The sequence below is a fragment of the Bradyrhizobium sp. 63_E2_N1_3 genome, from assembly GCF_052076005.1.
Lineage (GTDB): Bacteria > Pseudomonadota > Alphaproteobacteria > Rhizobiales > Xanthobacteraceae > Bradyrhizobium > Bradyrhizobium barranii.
On record NZ_CP197235.1, the window covers coordinates 5,133,902 to 5,152,686 of the forward strand.

Consider the following 18,785-nt stretch of genomic DNA (forward strand, 5'->3'; position numbering starts at 1 on the left):
TGTCCGACCCGGCGCCGTTTCAGGCTCCCTACATTGTTGGCGAGCACGGCTGTCGCACTGGCGCTGACGATCGTGTCGGTGCGCGCCGACGGCGGCGCTGGCGGAGCCGGTGGCAATGGCACGGGCGGCGGCGGTGGCGCGGCCGGTACCAGCGCCTCTCCTAACGGTGGGAATGGCGGTGACAACGCGACCGGACAAGGCGCGGGCGGCGGCGGCGGCGCTGCCGCAGGCGGCACCGGAGGCTCCGGGGGCACGGCGACCTCAGGCGGCAACGGCGGACTTGGCGGTGACGGCGGCAACGTTGTCGGTGGCAGCGGCGGCAATGGCGGCAACGGCAACTCAGCTCTGACTACGGGTAGTGGCGGTGGCGGCGGCGGTGGCGGCGAAGGTGCGCTCGGTGCCGGCTCCGGTGGAGCGGGTGGCGCCGGCGGTCACGGCGGCGCCAGCGCGAGCGGCGCCGATGGTTCTTCTGTCATTGGTGGCCTTGATGCCAGCGCGGGAACGGGCAGCGGCGGCGTCGGTGGCGGCGGTGGTGCGGGTGGCGCCGGCGTGCAGGTCAGCGTCGGAGGCAGCACCCTTTCGATAGCGGCGACCGGCGGCGCGGGTGGGGTTGGTGGCAGTGGCGGCGCCGGCGGGAGCGGCGGCAATGGAGCCAGTGCTCTCTCCCTGGGCGTCGCTGGTGTGACCGGCGGGACCGGTGGCAACGTCCTCGGCAGCGGGGGCGCTGCCGGCGGCGGCGGCAATGGCGGCACCGCCGTGCAGGTCACCAGCGCAGGCACCACGACGGTCCAGCAAACGGTCGCCGGCGGCGATGGCGGCAGCGGCGGGCGCGGCGGTACAGCGGGTCACGGCGGGAGCGGTGGTGCGGGCGCTTCCGGCGCCAATGTTCTCGGCGCGCTCGATGGCGGGACCGGTGGAAACGGCGGCAATAGCGGGGTTGGTGCCGGCGGCAATGGTGCGATCGGCGGCAGCGGTGGCGACGGCATCCAGGTCACGGGTGGCGGCACCGTGACGATTTTGCAAAGCGTCACGGCAGGTACCGGCGGCAGCGGTGGCGCTGGCGGTGCAGGCAGCGCCGGCGGCATGGCCGGCAACGGCGGCAACGCGGGATCCAGCATCGGGCTCGGCGTAGCCGGCGGGCGCGGTGGCAATGGTGGCACCGGCGGCAGCGCCAGCGCCCACGCAGGCGATGGCGCCAATGGTGCCGGCGGTGGCGTTGGTCTGCAGGTGACGAGCGGTGGCACGCTCTCAATTTCCCAAACGATCATGGGAGGCGCCGGTGGCAATGGCGGAGCTGGCGGCAACGGCGCCAATGGCGGCGCAAGCGGGATCGGCGGCGCCGGCGGCACAGGCGACAATGGCGCCAACGGGTCCTCCGGCTCCGGCTTTCTCAATGGCAACAACGGTCTGGTTGGTGGCGCTGGCGGCAACGGCGGGAATGGTGGCGCCGGCGGAAATGGCGGCATTGGCGGTAGCGGATCCAGCGGCGGCGATGGTGTCCAGCTCACGAACGGCGGGACCGTTACAGTTTCGGGCAACATCGCTGGTGGCGCCGGCGGGATTGGCGGCTCCGGCGGCAATGCCGGCAACGGCGCCGCCGGGGGCAACGGCAGTGACGCCGGCACAGCGGGCACCGGCGGTGCTGGCGCGAGTGCCCTTCTCCCGGCCGTCGCTGGCGGCAGCGGCGGCAGCGGCGCCGCCGGCGGAATGGGTGGCAACGGCGGGAGCGGAGGAAGCGCCGGCGATGCCGGCGTAGGTGGTCATGGCGGCGCCGGCGGCGCCGGCGCGACCATTTCAAACGGTGGCACGCTGACCAATCAAGGCATCATCACCGGCGGCGATGGCGGCCGCGGCGGCACCGCAGGCAGTGGCGGCAACGGCGGCGCCGGTGGCAATGCGGGCAACGGCGGTGTCGGCGGCGTTGGCGGCGCTGGCGGCAACGGCACCGCTGGCGTCAACGTGGTCGGCTCGACCGATGGCGGCAATGGCGGCAACGGCGGGACCGGCGGATTTGGCGGTGCCGGCGGCAATGCCGGCAACGGTGGCAGCGCCTCGAGCCGCGGCGGCGATGGCGGCTATGGTGGCACCGGCGGCGTTGGCGCCGCCTTCTCCAACGGCGGCACGCTGATCAATCGCGGCACGATCACCGGCGGCAATGGCGGCATCGCCGGGGCCGCGGGCATGGGTGGCCTCGGCGGCACCGCGGGCAGCGCCGGCAGCGGTGGTGTCGGCGGCTCCGGCGGCGTCGGCGGTGCCGGGGCCTTGGCCGCCAGCGGCGGCACGAACGGCACCACAGGGACGAACGGCTTCTCCGGCGTGAGCGGCAGCGCCGGCGCGAGCGGTAGCTCCGGCAGCAGCACCGTCACCGCCGGGGTCTCCGGCGCGGTCGGTGCAGGCGGCGCCGGCGTCATCGGCACCAATCTCAGCATCATCAACAGCGGATCGATTTCAGGCGGTCTCGCCGGCGACGGCGTCACGCGTGCCAACGCCATCACCTTCACCGGCGGCGCGAACACGCTACAGCTTCAGGCCGGCTACAGCTTCAGCGGCAACGTCGTCGATCAGACGGGCAACGGCGCCTTGCAGTTCGGCGGCAACACCAACCCCACTGCTTCTTTCGACGTTTCGCTGATCGGCGCCGCTGCGCAGTATCGGGGCTTCGCGAGCTTCGAGAAGACGGGCGCTTCGACCTGGACGCTAAGCGGCACCAATAGCGCTGCATTGCCGTGGTCGATCGCCGCCGGCACGCTGCTGGTGAACGGCTCGCTGGCCAATTCGACCATGACCGTGAACGCCGGCGGCACGCTTGGCGGCACGGGCACTATCGGCGCAGCGACGATCAATGCCGGTGGCACGTTCATGCCTGGAGCCGTCAACACGCCCGGGACGTCGACGATGGTCGCCGGCGATCTGGCCTTCCAATCGGGCGCGCTCTACGTCGTTGCGCTCAACCCATCGACATCGAGCTCCGCCAATGTCACGGGCGCGGCGACGTTGACGGGTGCGACCGTGGTCGCGAATTTCCTGCCCGGCAGCTATGTCTCGAAGACATACACGATCCTGACCGCGGCCGGCGGACGTGGCGGCACGACGTTCGCGGGCATCACCAATGTCGGACTGCCGACGGGCGCGAGCGATACACTGAGCTATGACGCCAACAACGCCTATCTGAACCTGACGGCCGCCTTCACCAATTACACCGGCCTCAACGTCAACCAGCAGAACGTCGCCAACGCGCTGACCTACGCCTTCAACAACAACGGCGGCCTTCCGATGGGCTTCTTCGGACTCGATCCCACCGGCTTGACCCAGGTCTCCGGCGAGAGCGCCACTGGCTCCCAGCAGACGACGTTCAACGCGATGAACCAGTTCATGGGCGTGATGACGGATCCATTCATCTCCGGTCGCCGCGGTCCCGTCAGCGCCGGCGGCCCGCCGAATGCATATGCCGAGGACAGCTCGGCCTACGCGGCACGCGGTCGAACTGTTGGCGAGCGCGACGCTTATGCGGCGATGTCCACCAAGGCGCTGGCAGCTCCGACCTTCGACCAACGCTGGAGCGTGTGGGCCGCCGGCTTCGGCGGGTCGCAGACCACGGCCGGCAACGCCATCATCGGCTCGAACAACAGCGCGAGCAGCATCTACGGCATCGCGGTCGGTGCGGACTATCGGGTCTCGCCGGACACGCGCGCGGGATTTGCGCTGGCGGGCGGCCGCACCGGCTTCAACGTCAACGGCCTCGGCTATGGCAGCTCCGACCTGTTCCAAGCCGGCGCCTTCGTTCGCCATAACATCGGTGCGGCCTACATCATTGCTGCGCTGGCTTATGGCTGGCAGGACATCACGACCAACCGCATCGTCACGGTCGCCGGCATCGACCACCTGCGCGCCGAGTTCAATGCGAATGCGTATTCGGGTCGCGTGGAGAGTGGCCACCGCTTCGTCACGCCGACGCTGGGCGGTCTCGGCATCACCCCTTACGCCGCAGGGCAATTCACCACATTCGACCTGCCGGCCTATGCCGAAAGCGTCGTCGCCGGTTCGCCGTTGTTTGCACAGACCTATGCCGCCAAGAGCGTGACCGACACGCGCAGCGAGCTCGGCATTCGCACCGACAAATCATTCGCCATGCAGAACGGCATCGTCACGCTGCGCGGCCGCCTTGCATGGGCGCATGATTTTAATCCGGATCGTTCGATTGCCCCGACCTTCCAGTCGCTGCCGGGCGCAAGCTTCGTCGTCAACGGTGCGGCGCAGGCGTCCGACTCCGCGCTGACCACAGCCTCGGCCGAATGGCAGTGGACCAACGGCTGGTCTGCCGCCGCGACGTTCGAGGGCGGGTTCTCGAATGTCACGCAAAGCTATGCCGGCAAGGGCGCGATCCGCTACGCATGGTGATGCCTGGTTCTCGAACTAGCGCGTCGCCAGCACCACGGCCGCCAGTGTAAAGATCAGCGCGGCGATCTGGCCCGGCCCCAGCGGCTCGCCCAGCGCGAGCGCGGAGGCGACCACGCCGATGACAGGCACGGCCATGGTGCCGATCGCGGCCACTGACGCCGGCAGCCGCGCCAATGCTGCGAACCAGCTGACATAGGCAATGCAGAACTGCACCACGGTGGAATAGACCAGCAGCCACCAGCCGACCGGCGTCACCAGCGAAAGATGCGTGGTCTCGACCAAGAGGCCGATGATCGAGATCGGCAGGCAGCCGATCCCGATCTGCCAGGCCGCAGCCGTGATCGGCGGCAGATGGATCGGGTACTTCTTCGAGAACACCGTGCCGACGGCGAAGCCGAGCGCGCCGCCCAGCGCCATGATGATTCCAGGCAGCTTCTCCACGCTCGCCGCAAAGCCGTTGCCGCCCATGATCGAGGCCAGGCCGACGAAGGCCATCACCAGCCCCAGCGTGCGCAGCACGGTCGGCCGCTCGCCCAGCACCGGCCAGGCGATCAGCGAGGCCCAGACCGGCATGGTGTAGGCGATCAGCGCCGCCTCGCTGGCCGGCAGCCAAAGCAGTGCCAGGCCCATCAGCACCATCCAGCCGGTGACGTTGAGGACGGCGGCGGTCAGTAAGCGCGGCCAGATCCCCGGCCCCACCTTGAGGCTCTGCCGGCGGATCAGCGCGAGGGCGGCGAGCAGCACCGCGCCCAGCACGCCGGTCACCCCGCGCAGCGTCAGCGGCGGCAGCTCGGACAGCAGGAACTTCGTCACCGGCCAGTTGAAACCCCAGCCGATCGAGGTGATGGCGAGGAACATCAGGCCGGCCGGGGCGATGCGCGGTCGCGCATCCCGGCGAGTCGAATCAAGCATGTGGGGTACCCGGCAAAATCGCGGTCAGCTTGGCGCGGATTCGCACGCGCCACCACCACCCCGGCGGGCATGCCTGCCCTCACCTTCCGTAGCCCTACGTGAGTCCCGCTGAGGCAACCCCGGTCCCGAAAAATATACCTGCCCTGTGAACAGCGGGGTGAAGGGTCCGTATCGTCACGGGATGCAAATTTTTTTGGTTGGGAATCCCTGAGGACTCACTGATACTTGGCTCAACAACAGGCGCGGGCTTACCCCCTGTTATCCCCCGCAATCCACCATATTTAGTATTTGATTCAGGAACTCGCACTAGTTCTTGACGGGCGCAACGGAGAGTCCTAGCTTTCGGTCCGTTCGGCGCGAGTGAGTTTGCGTCCCGCCGGCACTCCCCCAAAGGGTCTCGCAAATCGTCACTCCGCCAAGCCAGCCAAAGGCCGCGGATGAGGGCTTGTCTGCCCTCGAAATGCAGACCTTCGGGCGCCAGAACGGGCCGGCAACAGGCTCGGATGGCATTGGTTGAAGTGGCGTGTGGGGCGTTGAACGCATGTCGCGCACATCCCCTTGGGGGCGGATGGGTGTGGACATGCCGGCGGATGAAAACCATCGCGCCGGGAGAAACTGGGCCGGATCCACCGGCTGAACTGCGAAGCCTTTGGGCCGATGAGGCCCTCGGAGGAATCGCGAACCGAAATAGCGACCCGGGCGCCTTGCGGAGGCAGTCCGGCAGATAAAAGGACGGGGCAAGACCATGCGGATTGAGCGGCGCCACACCACTTCGGGACAGTCACCTTACGCCGGGATCGATTTCCGGCTGACCACGTCGGAGATCCGGAATCCCGACGGCTCGGTCGTGTTCAAGCTCGAGAACGTCGAGGTGCCGACCGAGTGGTCGCAGGTCGCCTCCGACGTGCTCGCCCAGAAGTATTTCCGCAAAGCCGGCGTCGCCGCGCGCCTGAAGAAGGTCGAGGAGGAGTCCGTCCCCTCCTTCCTGTGGCGCTCCGTGCCCGACACCGAGGCGCTCGCCGCTCTCCCCGAGAAAGAGCGCTTCGTCAGCGAGCTCTCGGCCAAGCAGGTGTTCGACCGGCTCGCCGGCTGCTGGACCTATTGGGGCTGGAAGGGCAACTACTTCTCCTCCGACGAGGACGCCCAGACCTTCTATGACGAGATCCGCTACATGCTCGCCATGCAGATGGTCGCGCCGAACTCGCCGCAATGGTTCAACACCGGCCTGCACTGGGCCTATGGCATCGACGGCCCCGGCCAGGGCCACTATTACGTCGACCCCTTCACCGGCAAGCTGACCAAGTCCAAGTCCGCCTACGAGCACCCGCAGCCGCACGCCTGCTTCATCCAGGGCGTCGGTGACGACCTCGTCAACGAGGGCGGTATCATGGACCTCTGGGTCCGCGAAGCCCGCCTGTTCAAATACGGCTCCGGCACCGGCTCCAACTTCTCCCGCCTGCGCGGCGAAGGCGAGAAGCTCTCGGGCGGCGGCCGCTCGAGCGGCCTGATGAGCTTCCTCAAGATCGGCGACCGGGCAGCCGGCGCGATCAAGTCGGGCGGCACCACGCGCCGCGCCGCCAAGATGGTCGTCGTCGACGTCGATCACCCCGACATCGAGACCTATATCGACTGGAAGGTGAAGGAGGAGCAGAAGGTCGCCGCTCTCGTCACCGGATCCAAGATCAACCAGAAGCACCTCAAGGCGGTGCTGAAGGCCTGCGTGAACTGCGAAGGTTCGGGCGACGACTGCTTCGACCCCGAGAAGAACCCGGCGCTCCGCCGCGAGATCAAGCTCGCGCGCCGCAGCCTCGTGCCCGACAATTACATCAAGCGCGTGATGCAGTTCGCCAAGCAGGGCTACAAGGACATCCAGTTCGACGTCTATGACACCGACTGGGATTCGGAAGCCTACCTCACGGTTTCGGGCCAGAACTCCAACAACTCGGTCTCGCTGAAGGACGACTTCCTCCGCGCCGTGGAAACGGATGGCGACTGGAACCTCGTGGGACGCACGACGAAGAAGATCACCAAGACGCTGAAGGCGCGCGACCTCTGGGAAAAGATCGGCTACGCCGCCTGGGCGTCGGCCGACCCGGGCCTGCACTTCAACACCACCATGAACGACTGGCACACCTGCAAGGCGTCCGGCGACATCCGCGCGTCCAATCCGTGCTCGGAATATATGTTCCTGGACGACACGGCGTGCAACCTCGCCTCCGCCAACCTGCTGACCTTCTACAACACCGAGACCAAGCAGTTCGACGTCGCCGGCTACGAGCACCTCTGCCAGCTCTGGACCATCGTGCTCGAAATCTCCGTGATGATGGCGCAGTTCCCGTCGCGCGCGATCGCCGAGCTCTCCTACGAGTTCCGCACGCTCGGCCTCGGCTATGCCAACATCGGCGGCCTGCTGATGACCATGGGCCTGTCCTATGACAGCAAGGAAGGCCGCGCGCTCTGCGGCGCCCTCACCGCTGTGATGACCGGCATCACCTACAAGACCTCGGCGGAGATGGCGGCCGAGCTCGGCACCTTCCCGGGCTACAAGAAGAACGCCGCGCACATGCTGCGCGTGATCCGCAACCACCGCCGCGCCGCCCACGGCCAGTCCAACGGCTACGAGGCGCTCTCGGTGAACCCGGTGCCGATGGACCTCGTCTCCTGCCCGCAGGCTGACCTCGTCAGCCACGCGCAGGCCGCCTGGGATGCGGCGCTCGAGCTCGGCGAGAAGCACGGCTATCGCAACGCCCAGACCACGGTGATCGCACCGACCGGCACGATCGGCCTCGTGATGGATTGCGACACCACCGGCATCGAGCCCGACTTCGCGCTGGTCAAATTCAAGAAGCTCGCCGGCGGCGGCTACTTCAAGATCATCAACCGCGCGGTCCCCGCGGCGCTGCGCGCGCTCGGCTATCGCGAGAGCGAGATCGCGGAGATCGAAGCCTACGCCGTCGGCCACGGCTCGCTCTCCAACGCGCCGGCCATCAACGCCTCGACGCTGAAGGCCAAGGGCTTCACCGATGAAGCCATCGCCAAGGTCGAAAAGGCCCTGCCGACCGCCTTCGACATCAAGTTCGCCTTCAACAAGTGGACCTTTGGCGAGGATTTCATCCGCGACCAGCTCGGCATCGGTGCCGAGGCGATCGCAGCCCCCGGCTTCGACCTGCTTCAGGCCGTGGGCTTCACCAAGCGCGAGATCGAGGCGGCCAACGTCCACATCTGCGGCGCGATGACGGTGGAAGGTGCCCCGCACCTGAAGGCCGAGCACTATTCGGTGTTCGACTGCGCCAATCCCTGCGGCAAGATCGGCAAGCGCTATCTGTCGGTCGAGAGCCACATCCGCATGATGGCGGCGGCCCAGCCCTTCATCTCGGGTGCGATCTCCAAGACCATCAACATGCCGAACGACGCCACGGTGGAGGACTGCAAGTCCGCCTACATGCTGTCGTGGAAGCTCGCGCTGAAGGCCAACGCGCTCTATCGCGATGGCTCGAAGCTCTCCCAGCCGCTCAACTCGCAGCTCATCGCCGACGATGAGGACGAGGAGGATGCGGCCGAGTCACTCTACGAAAAGCCGATGGCGGCGCGTGCCACCCAGGTCTCGGAAAAGATCGTCGAGAAGCTGGTCGAGCGCATCATCGTGATGCGCGAGCGCGAGAAGATGCCGGATCGCCGCAAGGGCTACACCCAGAAGGCGGTCGTCGGCGGCCACAAGGTCTACCTGCGGACCGGCGAATATGACGACGGCCGTCTCGGCGAGATCTTCATCGACATGCACAAGGAAGGCGCAGCGCTCCGCTCCTTCATCAACAACTTCGCCATCGCGGTGTCGCTGGGCCTCCAGTACGGCGTGCCGCTCGACGAATATGTCGACGCCTTCACCTTCACCCGCTTCGAGCCGGCGGGCCCCGTGCAGGGCAACGACAGCATCAAGTACGCGACCTCGATCCTCGACTACGTCTTCCGCGAGCTCGCGGTGAGCTACATGTCGCGCTTCGATCTCGCCCATGTCGATCCGACCGAGTCGAACTTCGACGCGCTCGGCAAGGGCGTCGAGGAAGGCAAGGAGCCGGACGAGACCCAGCACGCGACCAAGCTGGTCTCGCGCGGCCTCACCCGCTCCCGCACCGACAACCTCGTCGTGATGCGCGGCGGCTCCACCGCGGTCGCCCAGGGTAACGACAGTGCCCCGACCGGTGGCAGCAAGGTCACGGCGCTGGCCTCGCACGGCGCAAGCGCGCGGGTCGGCGATGCCCTGGAAGGCGCGGTCGCGCTGAAGCAGGAAGTGGCCCACGACCTGTCGCCGACGGAGAAGCTCGAGCAGCTCCAGTGGAGCAAGTCCGGCACCGCGCAGACCCTGGTTCCCAGCAAGGCCGAGCGCCGCGCGGAAGCCAAGGCCAAGGGCTACGAAGGCGAGATGTGCTCGGAGTGCGGCAACTTCACGCTGGTGCGAAATGGCACGTGCATGAAGTGCGATACTTGCGGCAGCACGACCGGGTGTTCGTGAGCACCACGTTATAGTCGCAGCCTTGGCGAGACCCGCTGATCGACTCAGCGGGTCTTTTGCTATTGGTCCCCAGCGAATATTCAGCTGCAAACGCACCCGCAGCGGGCGAGCTAACCATGAAGTTCCGACTTCTATATGAGGGTCCGATCGCACCAAAAAGCGGGCGACCGAACGCCCCTTCCGGGGGCGTTCGAACTCGCACCTAGCTTTGGTAATCGGGATTTCCGTCGATACGACCGCTGAGAGCAATTGAGCGAAAATGGCCTTTCGCGATGAAGCGCCAGTTTCTGCGGCTGGCGGCGGATATCGGCAATTCGTAGCTCGGATCAGGGTAGCGATATCTGGGAAGGGTGTAGGAATGGGTGGAGCGTTCGCTCCACCCATCCTACGAGACCTCACGGCTCATCATTCGCCGGCGCGTTGCGGCGTGCTTGCCTTGCGGCTTGTCTTGCGTCTTTTCTGGCAACCCAGTGCGCGCGAAATCGCTTCGCGGCATGAAACGCCCGCGGCGCCACGACCTGAAACGCTATGGAGGCAACGCCGGCGACAAATCCCTTCACCACGTCAAAAGCGAAATCGGGTCCAAAATACTCCCACATGACCCTGCATCCTTCTTCGCGAAGGCACCGCCGGGCAGTCGTGGGCTGACATGAAAAATGGAAAGGCCCCGTCCGTCACCGGCGGGGCCTCAAGAAAAATCCCTGCACGCGCCGTTGCGCGCACGCGAAAATCTCTCGGTTCACCCGCTCATGGTGGACACGATGAAAGAGCTGCAAAGCATGGCCGTGCGATTGAAAACGCCCATAGCGATCATCCCGAAATTGCCAAATGCCGACCCGCCGGTGCGCATCGCCGAGCAAGCGCACGAGGGTATAGTGTCGGTGCTAAAGAAGCAGACCCGAGGGCTGCCGTCTGTGTGCCATTTCACAATTGGCGGAAGACTTTTATAAGGCGTGATGAGCAAGCGTGGCCCGCAGGAAGGACCGCCATGAACGGCAATCGCTACTACGGGGTTCGGGTCGAGGGCGCCAAATACGGCGTGGGTTTTGGCTCCGCACTCGCCATCGCAATCTCCTACACCAACAATCATTCGATCCTGTGGGCGATCATCCACGGCATCTTGGGCTGGCTCTACGTGGTCTATGTCGCCCTGTTCGGGTGACGACGAACGCGCGAGGACCAGGACGCCCGTCATTGCGAGCCACCGGGTCCGCGCGGAGCGCGGCCCGATGACGGGCGCTGCGAAGCAGTCCAGGCCGTCACCCGCGAATTGCGCCTTGCCGATGCCCGGCAAAATCTCACCACATGGCCGCCACGCAAGCGACAACCCACAATCGCGATTTCAGCGCAAACACGACGGAGGCTTGCGGCTTCAGCGATATTCAGGAGTCATTTGCAATGTTGAGTGCGGGCGAAAATAAGACAACGGGAAAATCCGGCCGGCGCGGCGCGAAGAAGAAGGCCGGGCAACGGACCAGGGCCGGCGAGCAACACGCAGCTGCAGCCCATCAACTGCCGGATGCCTCGGCGGAGATCAGCCAAGAGACTAAGCAAGAGAACAAGCAAGAGAACAGGCAAGAGGCCGAGCAAGAGATAAGGCAAGAGACGAGCCGAGAGATCAGTGCTCAGGTACCCTCGGCTGCAGCCTTGCCGGGCGAGGCTTCCGGGATGGAGATCGCTGCAAGCGCGCCCGTCGCACCGGTGGAACCCTCCCAGGCCAGCCCGCAGGCGATTGCCGATGCCTATAGCGACTACACGAGGACGTCGCTTGAGCACGCCTGGAACTTCCTGGGAAAGCTCGCGGCGGCGCGCTCACCCGTCGAGGCCTTTCAGCTTCAGATGGAGTACGCGAAACAGGTGTGCGGATCGTTGATCGCCGAATCCCAGAAGATCGCCGAGTTGCATGGACAATTGACCAGACAAAGGGTCATGCATTTTGAGGGGTTCGTGGCCAAGCTCACCCAGACGACGCTCGAAATCCGCGCGACACGTCACTAACGACAACTGCGTACTCCGACGCAGGGGGGAGCGAGCGTAGCCCGGATGGAGCGACTTGTCCGCCGTAGCTCGAAGAGCGAAGGCGGAAGCGAAATCCGGGCTACCTGCCGCGGTCTCGGCATCGGCTAACGCATGATCCGGAAAAGTGCGAAGCGGTTTTCCGAAAAGATCATGCTCAAACAACAACCTAAAGCGCGATGACGATTCATCCCAATCTCATCGCGCTTTAGCCGGTTGTCTTGGCCCGCTGCACTTCGTGCGGGTGGCGACGATCGCCACGCCGATTTGACTTGCGAACGTAGGTGACGAGTGCCTCGGGGTTCTCGAGCTTGATCTTCAGCGCCGCGACCAATGCGTCCTCGGCTTCGATCGTGAGCACCTTGGCACGCACCCCGAGCTTCAACCCGACAGTATATGACGTCATGGCAGACTCCACGGGTCCAAGCTTCCACCGTACCTCAATCGGCGTCCCTTCGGAACAGCCCTACTCGACACATCCCCTTTCGCCGCCGAACAAAACCGGATCACGACCGCTCTACCAGGATCGGTGAACCGAGCTCTTCGAAATGAAAGAGCTGAAAGACCCGCTGGCCGTTGAAGTCGAGCACTCTCAAATCATCGGTCTCGTGCAGATTGCTTTCGACCGCGTGAAAGTGCCCGCCGTAGCGCTCTCTGGCGAGCGACAAGGGAACCTCGAACGCGACGAACTTGCCGATACCTTTTTGCCTGAGCACCCCAAGGAGCTTCTGGTCGTCCAGGGACTGGTGCGAGGTGAGAATGAGCAGCGGACCGCTCGCCGTGAGCAGCAGAAGCGATTTCATTGGATCCTCCTTTGCGCCCCTCCCTACCTGATCTTCGCCAGGACTCCTTCAGGCGCTCCAGCTCCGTACGAACCTGCGCCTCCATGGCGTCTTGCAATGCGAGTATGCCCTGCTGGACAATTCTGCGGAGGCCTTTCTGTCCAGATTCTGCTTCCAATCCCGGATGGCTTGCTTGGTGGCCTTTTGGGCCTCCGACGTCGTCTTAACGTACTCCTTCATGTGGGCGTCGGCCATTGAGCATGTCTGGCACTCCCGGGCCGCGGCCGGACCTGAAAGAAGCAGGGCGAGTGTCGCGGTAGAGACCCTCATGGCGCTTCCTCCCGCGATAGCACAGCACGTCGCAGGGATGCCCCGGGGAGCAGCGCCCGGCTGCTTCAGCAACCGTAGCCCGCCATAATTTCTCCTTCGCGCGCGCGTTGTGTTGGACAACGGTGAGGCCTATCCTTCCGACGATCGGACTGCCGCACTCCCATTGACGCCCGACTGGATGGAGCGCGCATCGGTGCCTGAAGCGAACGACCCCAAGCCTGATACCGACAAGCCTGATACCGACAAGCCTGAGGCCCACAAGCCTGAGGCCGCCAAGCCGGACGAGGTGCGCGCCGATGGCGGGCTGGCACGGGCCTATGACCAGATCAAGAGCGCAGAGCAAGACCTTGCGCGGCTGGACCGGCTGGTTTCCGGAATGGAACGCGGCAACGAAGCCCCGCGGGCCTCGCAGGCCAGCGCCGGTGCGAAGGCAGCCGAGGGTCCCAAGGACAAGGTGCCGGCACCGGTTAGCAAGGTGGGCAATCAAGGCCTGAAGGGAGATCGGACCATGCTGCGTGCCTTGGTTGGCCTCGTGTTGGCGATCGGCCTTCTCGGCGCCGCCTTCGCTTCGCAATATCGCGATGAGGCCAAGTCGATGACCAGGTCCATCATGGCGCGATGGGCTCCGCCGGCCGCGAGCGAACCCGCGCGAGCGTCCGTGGTCGAAAGTCCGGCGCAACCGCCGGCCGTGCAACTGGCTGCTGCGGATGGGCCCAGTCCGGTGCCCGCGCCGCCGCTCGGCAAGGAAACGGAAAGCGCTCCAAGAACTGACGCTCCAAGAGCTGAGGCTCCAAAACCTGACGCTGCAAGACCTGACGCGCCAAGAACCGGCGCCACGGCGCCTGATCCGTCATCGTCCGATCTCGCGCAATCGCTCAAGACCATCACCAGCGAGCTTGCGAGCATCAACGGAAAGCTCGAGCAACTGAAAAGCCGCAACGAGCAGACGCTGCGCGAGCAGGCCGACACCATTCAACAGCTCAAGGCGGCGCAGGAGAAGGATGCCGCGGACAATGCGCGCCTCGCCGCACAGGTCCAGGCGCTGCAAACGCAACTGACGACGTCAGCCGCGCCTGCACCCGCGAAACCGGTCGTGCGGAGCGCGACGAGCAACGAGACGGCTGCGCCTGCACGGCCGCACGTGCAAGCGACCGCCCCCCGGCGGCCCAGGCCACCGCCGCCGCGAGGACGCTGGATGCCCCCGCCCTATATGGCCGACCCCTACGATCCGGATTGGTAAGCCGTCAGCGTTCTCGGCCAAGAGGCTTGGTGCCAAGAGCCTTGGTGCCAAGAACCTTGGTGCCAAGAACCTTGGTGCTATGCTGCGCGGCGATCGGCCGGCAGGCCCTCGGCCAGATCTGTGCGACGTCACGACGGGCCTCGGCATGAAGGAGCAAGCCCATGACCAGGCACCTTTCACGCGTCCTGTTGACCCCAATGATGCTTCTGTTTGCAGTCTGCGCGGCCAGCGCCGCAGACGGCTGCGGCACCGGTTGCCACGCCACCGTTTCCGGCGCGTGCGTGGTCGATGGCTGGGCAACGGGTGCGCGGGTCTGGAATCAATGTCCGGCCACGTCGCGTGCGCGTCCGCCTTGCGGCGGTTCGGATTACGTCTGGGACTCTCGCAAACGGGCTTGTTTCCCGTCGACGCGCGATTGGCTTTGAAGCCCAGCCCGCAGGATGGGGGCGCGCGAGCGCTCACCCCATCCTGCGAACTACGCTCTACGCCCGCCTCACCGTACCTCGCACACCGACACCGTGGCTGCGATCCCGGTCGGCTCGAGCTCTTCCGTCGCAAGCTCCTCGCTGCAGTACTCGCCGACCGAGACGTCCTTCATCCTGCGCTTGACCTGCTCGCACGTCTTGCGGACGTCTTCCGTGAAGAGCGCGCATTCCTCGATGCGCTTGAAGATCTTCCGCCCCTCGTCGCGATACCCCGCTGCCGTCTCGCGCATGAAGGCGATCGCATCATGGACCTGGGCTGTCAGCGCCTCGCATTTTCGCGCGGCATCGATCAGCTCGGCGCCCATGGCCTCGATCTCTTTCGCAGCGGACTCATAGTCACGAATGACCGCCTCTGCACTGAGCGCGCCCACGCGCGTGACCCCCTCGGTGTGCTCGACGTAATCGGGCAGCGCAATTGAAGCAATCGAGCTTCCCGTGCGCACCGATGCAATGTCCGCCTCGAGCTGGACCAAGTTTACGCCTTCACGTCTGCGCAATTGTTCGACACTTGCCATGATTGACCCTCCCAATACGCTCCCCGTACCCCAAACGGCGCTGAGTGTATTACGTGGATAAGCGACCTTCTAATCAGATATGTCGTTGACAGTCGCAGCTTTACCATTTTTGTGCAGTTTCCGCCGCGGCACGCAGCGATGATGGATGTCATCAACGCTCAACCTCTCATAGTTGCGGTTCGAATTGCGGTGACGGTGCACCCAACTCTCAGAGGACAGGGACGAATCGTTGCAGTGATACCCCCACACGATCCATAGGATGGGTGGAGCGAGTCGATCCCCATCGACCCCGTCAGGTGATGGATTTCGCAAAGCCTCAACTCATCCACGCGCTCCCACCAGACCCATGCCACGAAAAAGCAAACGCCTCCTCCCCCGCCTTCGCAGCGTCCGGCGAGGCGCCCGGTGGATGCGAAAGAGGTTCGCGCGCGCACCGCGGATGGTTCGGATCGCAGGCAGCGTGGCGATCCTGCTTGCGGTCGCTGCGCTTCTGAACATCGTCTATCACGTCATCCGCAAGCCGACCGAGCTGTTCGTCCTTGTCGGCAACGCGCTCGACAAGGAGCCGGCCGAGAACTGGCGGCAATACGGGCCGCTGTTCCGAAGCTTTTCCACCGCGACGATCACGCCCGAATTGCTGGCCGCGCTGGCGCAGGTCGAGAGCTCGGGCAATCCCGTGGCGCGCACCTACTGGCGCTGGCGATTGAGCCTCAATCCGCTCGCGATCTACCGGCCCGCCTCCAGCGCCGTCGGCCTCTACCAGATGACCGATCCCGCCTACGCCGACGCCGCACGGTTCTGTGTCCGCGGCAACGCGGTCACGGAGACCGGTTGCGGGTTCACGGGCCTCTATAGCCGCGCGATCCCGAGCCACGCCATCGAGCTGGCATCGGTGTATCTGGACCGCAACGTGGCTGACGTTCTCGCTCGCGCGGGCGATGTGAAGGCAAGCCGCGAGCAGAAGCAGGATCTGGCCGCCTTCATCCATCTCTGCGGCGCCGGTCCCGCCACAGCCTACGCGCGCCGCAAGTTTCAGATGATCGCCGACGAACGCTGCGGCGATCACTCGGTTGCAAGCTATATCGCCAGGGTCAACGCGATGAAGCGGCAGTTCCTGCGGCTATCGGCGGATGACCCGTAGGGTGGGTTTGCCTGCGGCTGCGCGAAGCGCACCAGCCTAGACATTCATGGTCGCGAGGGCGCGCGTCCCTATATGCGGGTGCTTTCCGCCGCGCGCTTGCGCCCTACCTGATCTTCGCCAGGCACTCCTTCAGCCGCTCCAGCTCGGAACGAACCTGCGCCTCCATCGCGTCCTGCAATGCGAGTATGCCCCTGCTGGACAATTCGGCGGAGGCCTTTCGGTCCAGATTCTGCTTCCAGTCCCGGATTGCTTGCTTCGTGGCCCTTTGGGCCTCCAACGTTGCCTTAGAGTACTCCTTCATGCAGGCGTCGGCCATTGAGCATGTCTGGCACTCCTGGGCGGCGGCCGGGCTTGAAAGAAGCAGGGCGAGTATCGCGGTAGGGACTCTCATGCTGATTCCTCCCGCCCAGGAGCATAGCACGTCTCGGGGATGCCTCGAGGAGCAGCGCGCAGGATGGGTGGAGCGCTTGCGAAACCCATCATTCCATGACGGCCATTGATGGGTTTCGCTTCCGCCTTCGCTCTTCGAGCTACGGCGGACAAGTCGCTCTACCCATCATACGCATCTATTCCTCTACCACCAGTACGGCCACCGCCATCCCTCGTAGCGGACCCATGACGACACATAGGGCGGACCGTTCGGATCGACCCGGTCGTCTTCAGGGCGATAACGATATCGTGGAACAATGTAGTAATCCCACGGCGTCGGCCTGAGCACGGGCGCCGTGACGATAAGCCTCTGCTGTGGTTCGCGAACCACTTGGGCCTTCCGCGTCCGGGCCTCAGCGCCCGATATCCCGAGGTTGCACAGCACCAGGGCCGTTCCGAGCGCACACGCGGCGGTGATGATCTTCATGCGTTGGTCTCCTTCCCTGGAAGAGTGCAAAAGGACGCAAGGCAAGGCAAGCTAAATTCGCTCGCGCTACGTGCGCGCGCGGCGCAGAGCCTCCTCCAGCTTTTTCCTTTGCTTGTCCCACCGGCCCTGCTCGGCCTCGGCGCGTTCGTCGAGCACAGCCCGCTCGGCTTCGATCGCCTCCGCCTTCGCGGCGTGCTCCCGCCTCGCATTGTCCAGCGCCGCCTGGGCCGTGGCCACCGCCTTGTCGCGGCGCGCGCGCTCCTTGGCGCGCTCCTTGGCGAGGGCGACCTCTTCCTTGCGTCGCTCGGCGTCCCGCCGCCGCTCTTCCTTCTCGAACGCCGCGGCGGCTTTGCGCGCGTCCTGATCGTCAATCTTGCGTGACTGTTTTGTTACGCCCTCGGCCGGAGGCTGCTTCGACTCGGATTTGGACTCGGGCTTGGACTTGGAGTTGGAGTTGGGTTTGGGTTTTCGCTTGGCCTCATCGTCGGCGAGATCGGTCGGCAGCGCGGCGTTCTCGGTGAACGGGCCGCCGGAGCCGACCGGACGCCGGAGCACGACGCCCGGGCTTGCCATGGTCGCCGCGACGATGTCGGGGTCGTCGGTCTCCCTCGCGGCGCCCTGATGGAAGAGGTTGGAGCTCGCGCCCCAGGCCTCCAGCGCCGCCTTCATCGAGGGTGCGGCGACCGCCTGGTCGTAGAAGCCGAGCGAGGTCTGGTAGGTCTTCAGTTTTCTCTTCAGGTCTTTCGGCATGTCTCCCCGCGGCCCGGCGAAGCACCTCTCCCTCGCACCGGCGCCACCATGCCATAGTGCCCCTGTTTTGCCCGACGAGTCAAATTTTATTCGGGATCACCGAAATCGATCCGAGGCAAGCAACGATCGGGATTGCCGACGGTGCAGCACAATATTCGGTCCCGCAGACCCCTGAAATCACGCGAGTTTTCTACGGTGCATGGGGTTGTTTTCGACATTTTTGTTGGCCGGACAGTTCCGCGAGGTGTGCCCCTACGCCGCGTCGACGTCCTCAGGCGGCGGACCTGCGACGAGCCCGTCGAGGCCGACCATCAGCAAATCGGCAATGTGCATCAGCTGGTAGAGCGGAATGTCGGCCTCGCCGTTCTCGGCCAGCGCCAGGAAGGCGGGCGTCACGCCGATGCGCTCGGCGAGCTGGACTTCGGTGTAGCCGCGGGTCTCGCGCGCCGCTCTGACGCGCGCACCGATCCCGAGCCGATGCCGGGACTGCTCGTCCGCGGTCATCATGACGGCCTGTTCGTCCGGGCTCGCATAACCCTCGGCGAACGCGGTGCCGATCAGTCTGCCTTTGCGCCAGGCGACGCGGCAGTCCTTGCGCAGTCCGCTGCTGAAGACCAGCGTGAACTGCTCGGCGACCCATAGCGACGAGTTGAGCTGCAGGCGGGCGCCGGTGCCGGAGACATCGCGGATCGTGCAGGGCACGCTGATGAGGCTGCCGGTGCCGTTGTCGAACTCGACAATCCCGGTTCGCAACGTCTGATGTCTGGCAGCGGCACGATGCTCGCTCATGACCTGGACTCCCAAAGCTTGCGGCAGCGTCGAACGGCGTAGCCGACGCATCCGTATGATC

General features: G+C 65.5%; 15 protein-coding genes. 8 read left to right on the plus strand and 7 right to left on the minus strand.

Features of this window, described 5'->3' with window-relative positions; genetic code table 11:
* The first annotated feature begins 36 nt into the window (after positions 1–36).
* On the plus strand, positions 37–4,398 hold the full coding sequence (locus AB7531_RS24725) for an autotransporter domain-containing protein (protein ID WP_441280148.1): 4,362 nt from the start codon (positions 37–39) through the stop codon (positions 4,396–4,398).
* 15 nt (positions 4,399–4,413) lie between these two features.
* Here AB7531_RS24725 and AB7531_RS24730 read toward each other — a convergent pair whose 3' ends face one another.
* The gene (locus AB7531_RS24730) at positions 4,414–5,310 is read right to left on the minus strand and encodes a DMT family transporter (protein WP_063983567.1); all 897 of its coding nucleotides are present in this window, start codon (positions 5,308–5,310) and stop codon (positions 4,414–4,416) included.
* A 745-nt stretch (positions 5,311–6,055) separates the two neighbouring features.
* On the opposite strand from AB7531_RS24730, the gene AB7531_RS24735 reads away from it, so the two are divergent.
* The 4 genes from AB7531_RS24735 to AB7531_RS24750 all read left to right on the plus strand — a co-directional run bounded on the left by AB7531_RS24735 (position 6,056) and on the right by AB7531_RS24750 (position 11,818).
* Positions 6,056–9,820, plus strand: coding sequence for a vitamin B12-dependent ribonucleotide reductase (locus tag AB7531_RS24735; protein ID WP_063983568.1), 3,765 nt, complete (start codon positions 6,056–6,058; stop codon positions 9,818–9,820).
* A gap of 656 nt (positions 9,821–10,476) precedes the next feature.
* Positions 10,477–10,770 (plus strand): hypothetical protein, encoded by a 294-nt coding sequence (locus tag AB7531_RS24740; RefSeq protein WP_247310887.1) that lies wholly within the window; start codon positions 10,477–10,479, stop codon positions 10,768–10,770.
* A gap of 38 nt (positions 10,771–10,808) precedes the next feature.
* Positions 10,809–10,982 (plus strand): hypothetical protein, encoded by a 174-nt coding sequence (locus tag AB7531_RS24745; RefSeq protein ID WP_166096372.1) that lies wholly within the window; start codon positions 10,809–10,811, stop codon positions 10,980–10,982.
* A gap of 143 nt (positions 10,983–11,125) precedes the next feature.
* Positions 11,126–11,818, plus strand: a complete 693-nt coding sequence (locus AB7531_RS24750; RefSeq protein ID WP_231144942.1) for a phasin family protein — start codon at positions 11,126–11,128, stop codon at positions 11,816–11,818.
* Between the two features lie 226 nt (positions 11,819–12,044).
* Here AB7531_RS24750 and AB7531_RS24755 read toward each other — a convergent pair whose 3' ends face one another.
* Both AB7531_RS24755 and AB7531_RS24760 read right to left on the minus strand, forming a co-directional pair.
* Positions 12,045–12,242, minus strand: coding sequence for a hypothetical protein (locus AB7531_RS24755; RefSeq protein ID WP_014495617.1), 198 nt, complete (start codon positions 12,240–12,242; stop codon positions 12,045–12,047).
* A 100-nt stretch (positions 12,243–12,342) separates the two neighbouring features.
* A complete protein-coding gene (locus AB7531_RS24760; RefSeq protein WP_063983569.1) occupies positions 12,343–12,639 on the minus strand; it encodes a hypothetical protein in 297 nt (98 codons plus the stop codon).
* 487 nt (positions 12,640–13,126) lie between these two features.
* Here AB7531_RS24760 and AB7531_RS24765 point away from each other — a divergent pair, with 487 nt between their 5' ends.
* Together AB7531_RS24765 and AB7531_RS24770 are read left to right on the plus strand one after the other, a co-directional pair.
* Positions 13,127–14,188 (plus strand): hypothetical protein, encoded by a 1,062-nt coding sequence (locus AB7531_RS24765; RefSeq protein WP_231145274.1) that lies wholly within the window; start codon positions 13,127–13,129, stop codon positions 14,186–14,188.
* 200 nt (positions 14,189–14,388) lie between these two features.
* On the plus strand, positions 14,389–14,613 hold the full coding sequence (locus AB7531_RS24770; RefSeq protein WP_371498184.1) for a GCG_CRPN prefix-to-repeats domain-containing protein: 225 nt from the start codon (positions 14,389–14,391) through the stop codon (positions 14,611–14,613).
* 68 nt (positions 14,614–14,681) lie between these two features.
* On the opposite strand, the gene AB7531_RS24775 is transcribed toward AB7531_RS24770, so the two are convergent.
* On the minus strand, positions 14,682–15,188 hold the full coding sequence (locus AB7531_RS24775) for a hypothetical protein (protein WP_063983570.1): 507 nt from the start codon (positions 15,186–15,188) through the stop codon (positions 14,682–14,684).
* A gap of 346 nt (positions 15,189–15,534) precedes the next feature.
* Here AB7531_RS24775 and AB7531_RS24780 point away from each other — a divergent pair, with 346 nt between their 5' ends.
* Complete coding sequence (locus tag AB7531_RS24780) at positions 15,535–16,329, plus strand: transglycosylase SLT domain-containing protein (protein ID WP_063983571.1); 795 nt, start codon at positions 15,535–15,537, stop codon at positions 16,327–16,329.
* 574 nt (positions 16,330–16,903) lie between these two features.
* On the opposite strand, the gene AB7531_RS24785 is transcribed toward AB7531_RS24780, so the two are convergent.
* From AB7531_RS24785 to AB7531_RS24795, 3 genes are all read right to left on the minus strand, one after another.
* Positions 16,904–17,185 carry a hypothetical protein gene (locus tag AB7531_RS24785; RefSeq protein ID WP_071914421.1) on the minus strand — a complete coding sequence of 94 codons (282 nt, stop codon included), beginning with the start codon at positions 17,183–17,185 and terminating at the stop codon, positions 16,904–16,906.
* A gap of 66 nt (positions 17,186–17,251) precedes the next feature.
* Positions 17,252–17,935, minus strand: a complete 684-nt coding sequence (locus AB7531_RS24790; RefSeq protein WP_063983573.1) for a hypothetical protein — start codon at positions 17,933–17,935, stop codon at positions 17,252–17,254.
* 252 nt (positions 17,936–18,187) lie between these two features.
* Positions 18,188–18,724, minus strand: coding sequence for a helix-turn-helix domain-containing protein (locus tag AB7531_RS24795; protein ID WP_063983574.1), 537 nt, complete (start codon positions 18,722–18,724; stop codon positions 18,188–18,190).
* Between the last annotated feature and the right edge of the window lie 61 nt (positions 18,725–18,785).

Excerpts from the sequence above, each read along its gene's own strand:
- AB7531_RS24770 (WP_371498184.1), top strand. The coding sequence starts at position 14,389 with ATGCTTCTGTTTGCAGTCTGCGCGGCCAGCGCCGCAGACGGCTGCGGC.
- AB7531_RS24735 (WP_063983568.1), top strand. The coding sequence starts at position 6,056 with ATGCGGATTGAGCGGCGCCACACCACTTCGGGACAGTCACCTTACGCC.
- AB7531_RS24790 (WP_063983573.1), bottom strand. The coding sequence starts at position 17,935 with ATGCCGAAAGACCTGAAGAGAAAACTGAAGACCTACCAGACCTCGCTC.
- AB7531_RS24750 (WP_231144942.1), top strand. The coding sequence starts at position 11,126 with ATGGCCGCCACGCAAGCGACAACCCACAATCGCGATTTCAGCGCAAAC.
- AB7531_RS24780 (WP_063983571.1), top strand. The coding sequence starts at position 15,535 with ATGCCACGAAAAAGCAAACGCCTCCTCCCCCGCCTTCGCAGCGTCCGG.
- AB7531_RS24775 (WP_063983570.1), bottom strand. The coding sequence starts at position 15,188 with ATGGCAAGTGTCGAACAATTGCGCAGACGTGAAGGCGTAAACTTGGTC.
- AB7531_RS24785 (WP_071914421.1), bottom strand. The coding sequence starts at position 17,185 with ATGAAGATCATCACCGCCGCGTGTGCGCTCGGAACGGCCCTGGTGCTG.
- AB7531_RS24795 (WP_063983574.1), bottom strand. The coding sequence starts at position 18,724 with ATGAGCGAGCATCGTGCCGCTGCCAGACATCAGACGTTGCGAACCGGG.
- AB7531_RS24730 (WP_063983567.1), bottom strand. The coding sequence starts at position 5,310 with ATGCTTGATTCGACTCGCCGGGATGCGCGACCGCGCATCGCCCCGGCC.
- AB7531_RS24755 (WP_014495617.1), bottom strand. The coding sequence starts at position 12,242 with ATGACGTCATATACTGTCGGGTTGAAGCTCGGGGTGCGTGCCAAGGTG.
- AB7531_RS24760 (WP_063983569.1), bottom strand. The coding sequence starts at position 12,639 with ATGAAATCGCTTCTGCTGCTCACGGCGAGCGGTCCGCTGCTCATTCTC.
- AB7531_RS24765 (WP_231145274.1), top strand. The coding sequence starts at position 13,127 with ATGGAGCGCGCATCGGTGCCTGAAGCGAACGACCCCAAGCCTGATACC.
- AB7531_RS24745 (WP_166096372.1), top strand. The coding sequence starts at position 10,809 with ATGAACGGCAATCGCTACTACGGGGTTCGGGTCGAGGGCGCCAAATAC.
- AB7531_RS24740 (WP_247310887.1), top strand. The coding sequence starts at position 10,477 with ATGGAAAGGCCCCGTCCGTCACCGGCGGGGCCTCAAGAAAAATCCCTG.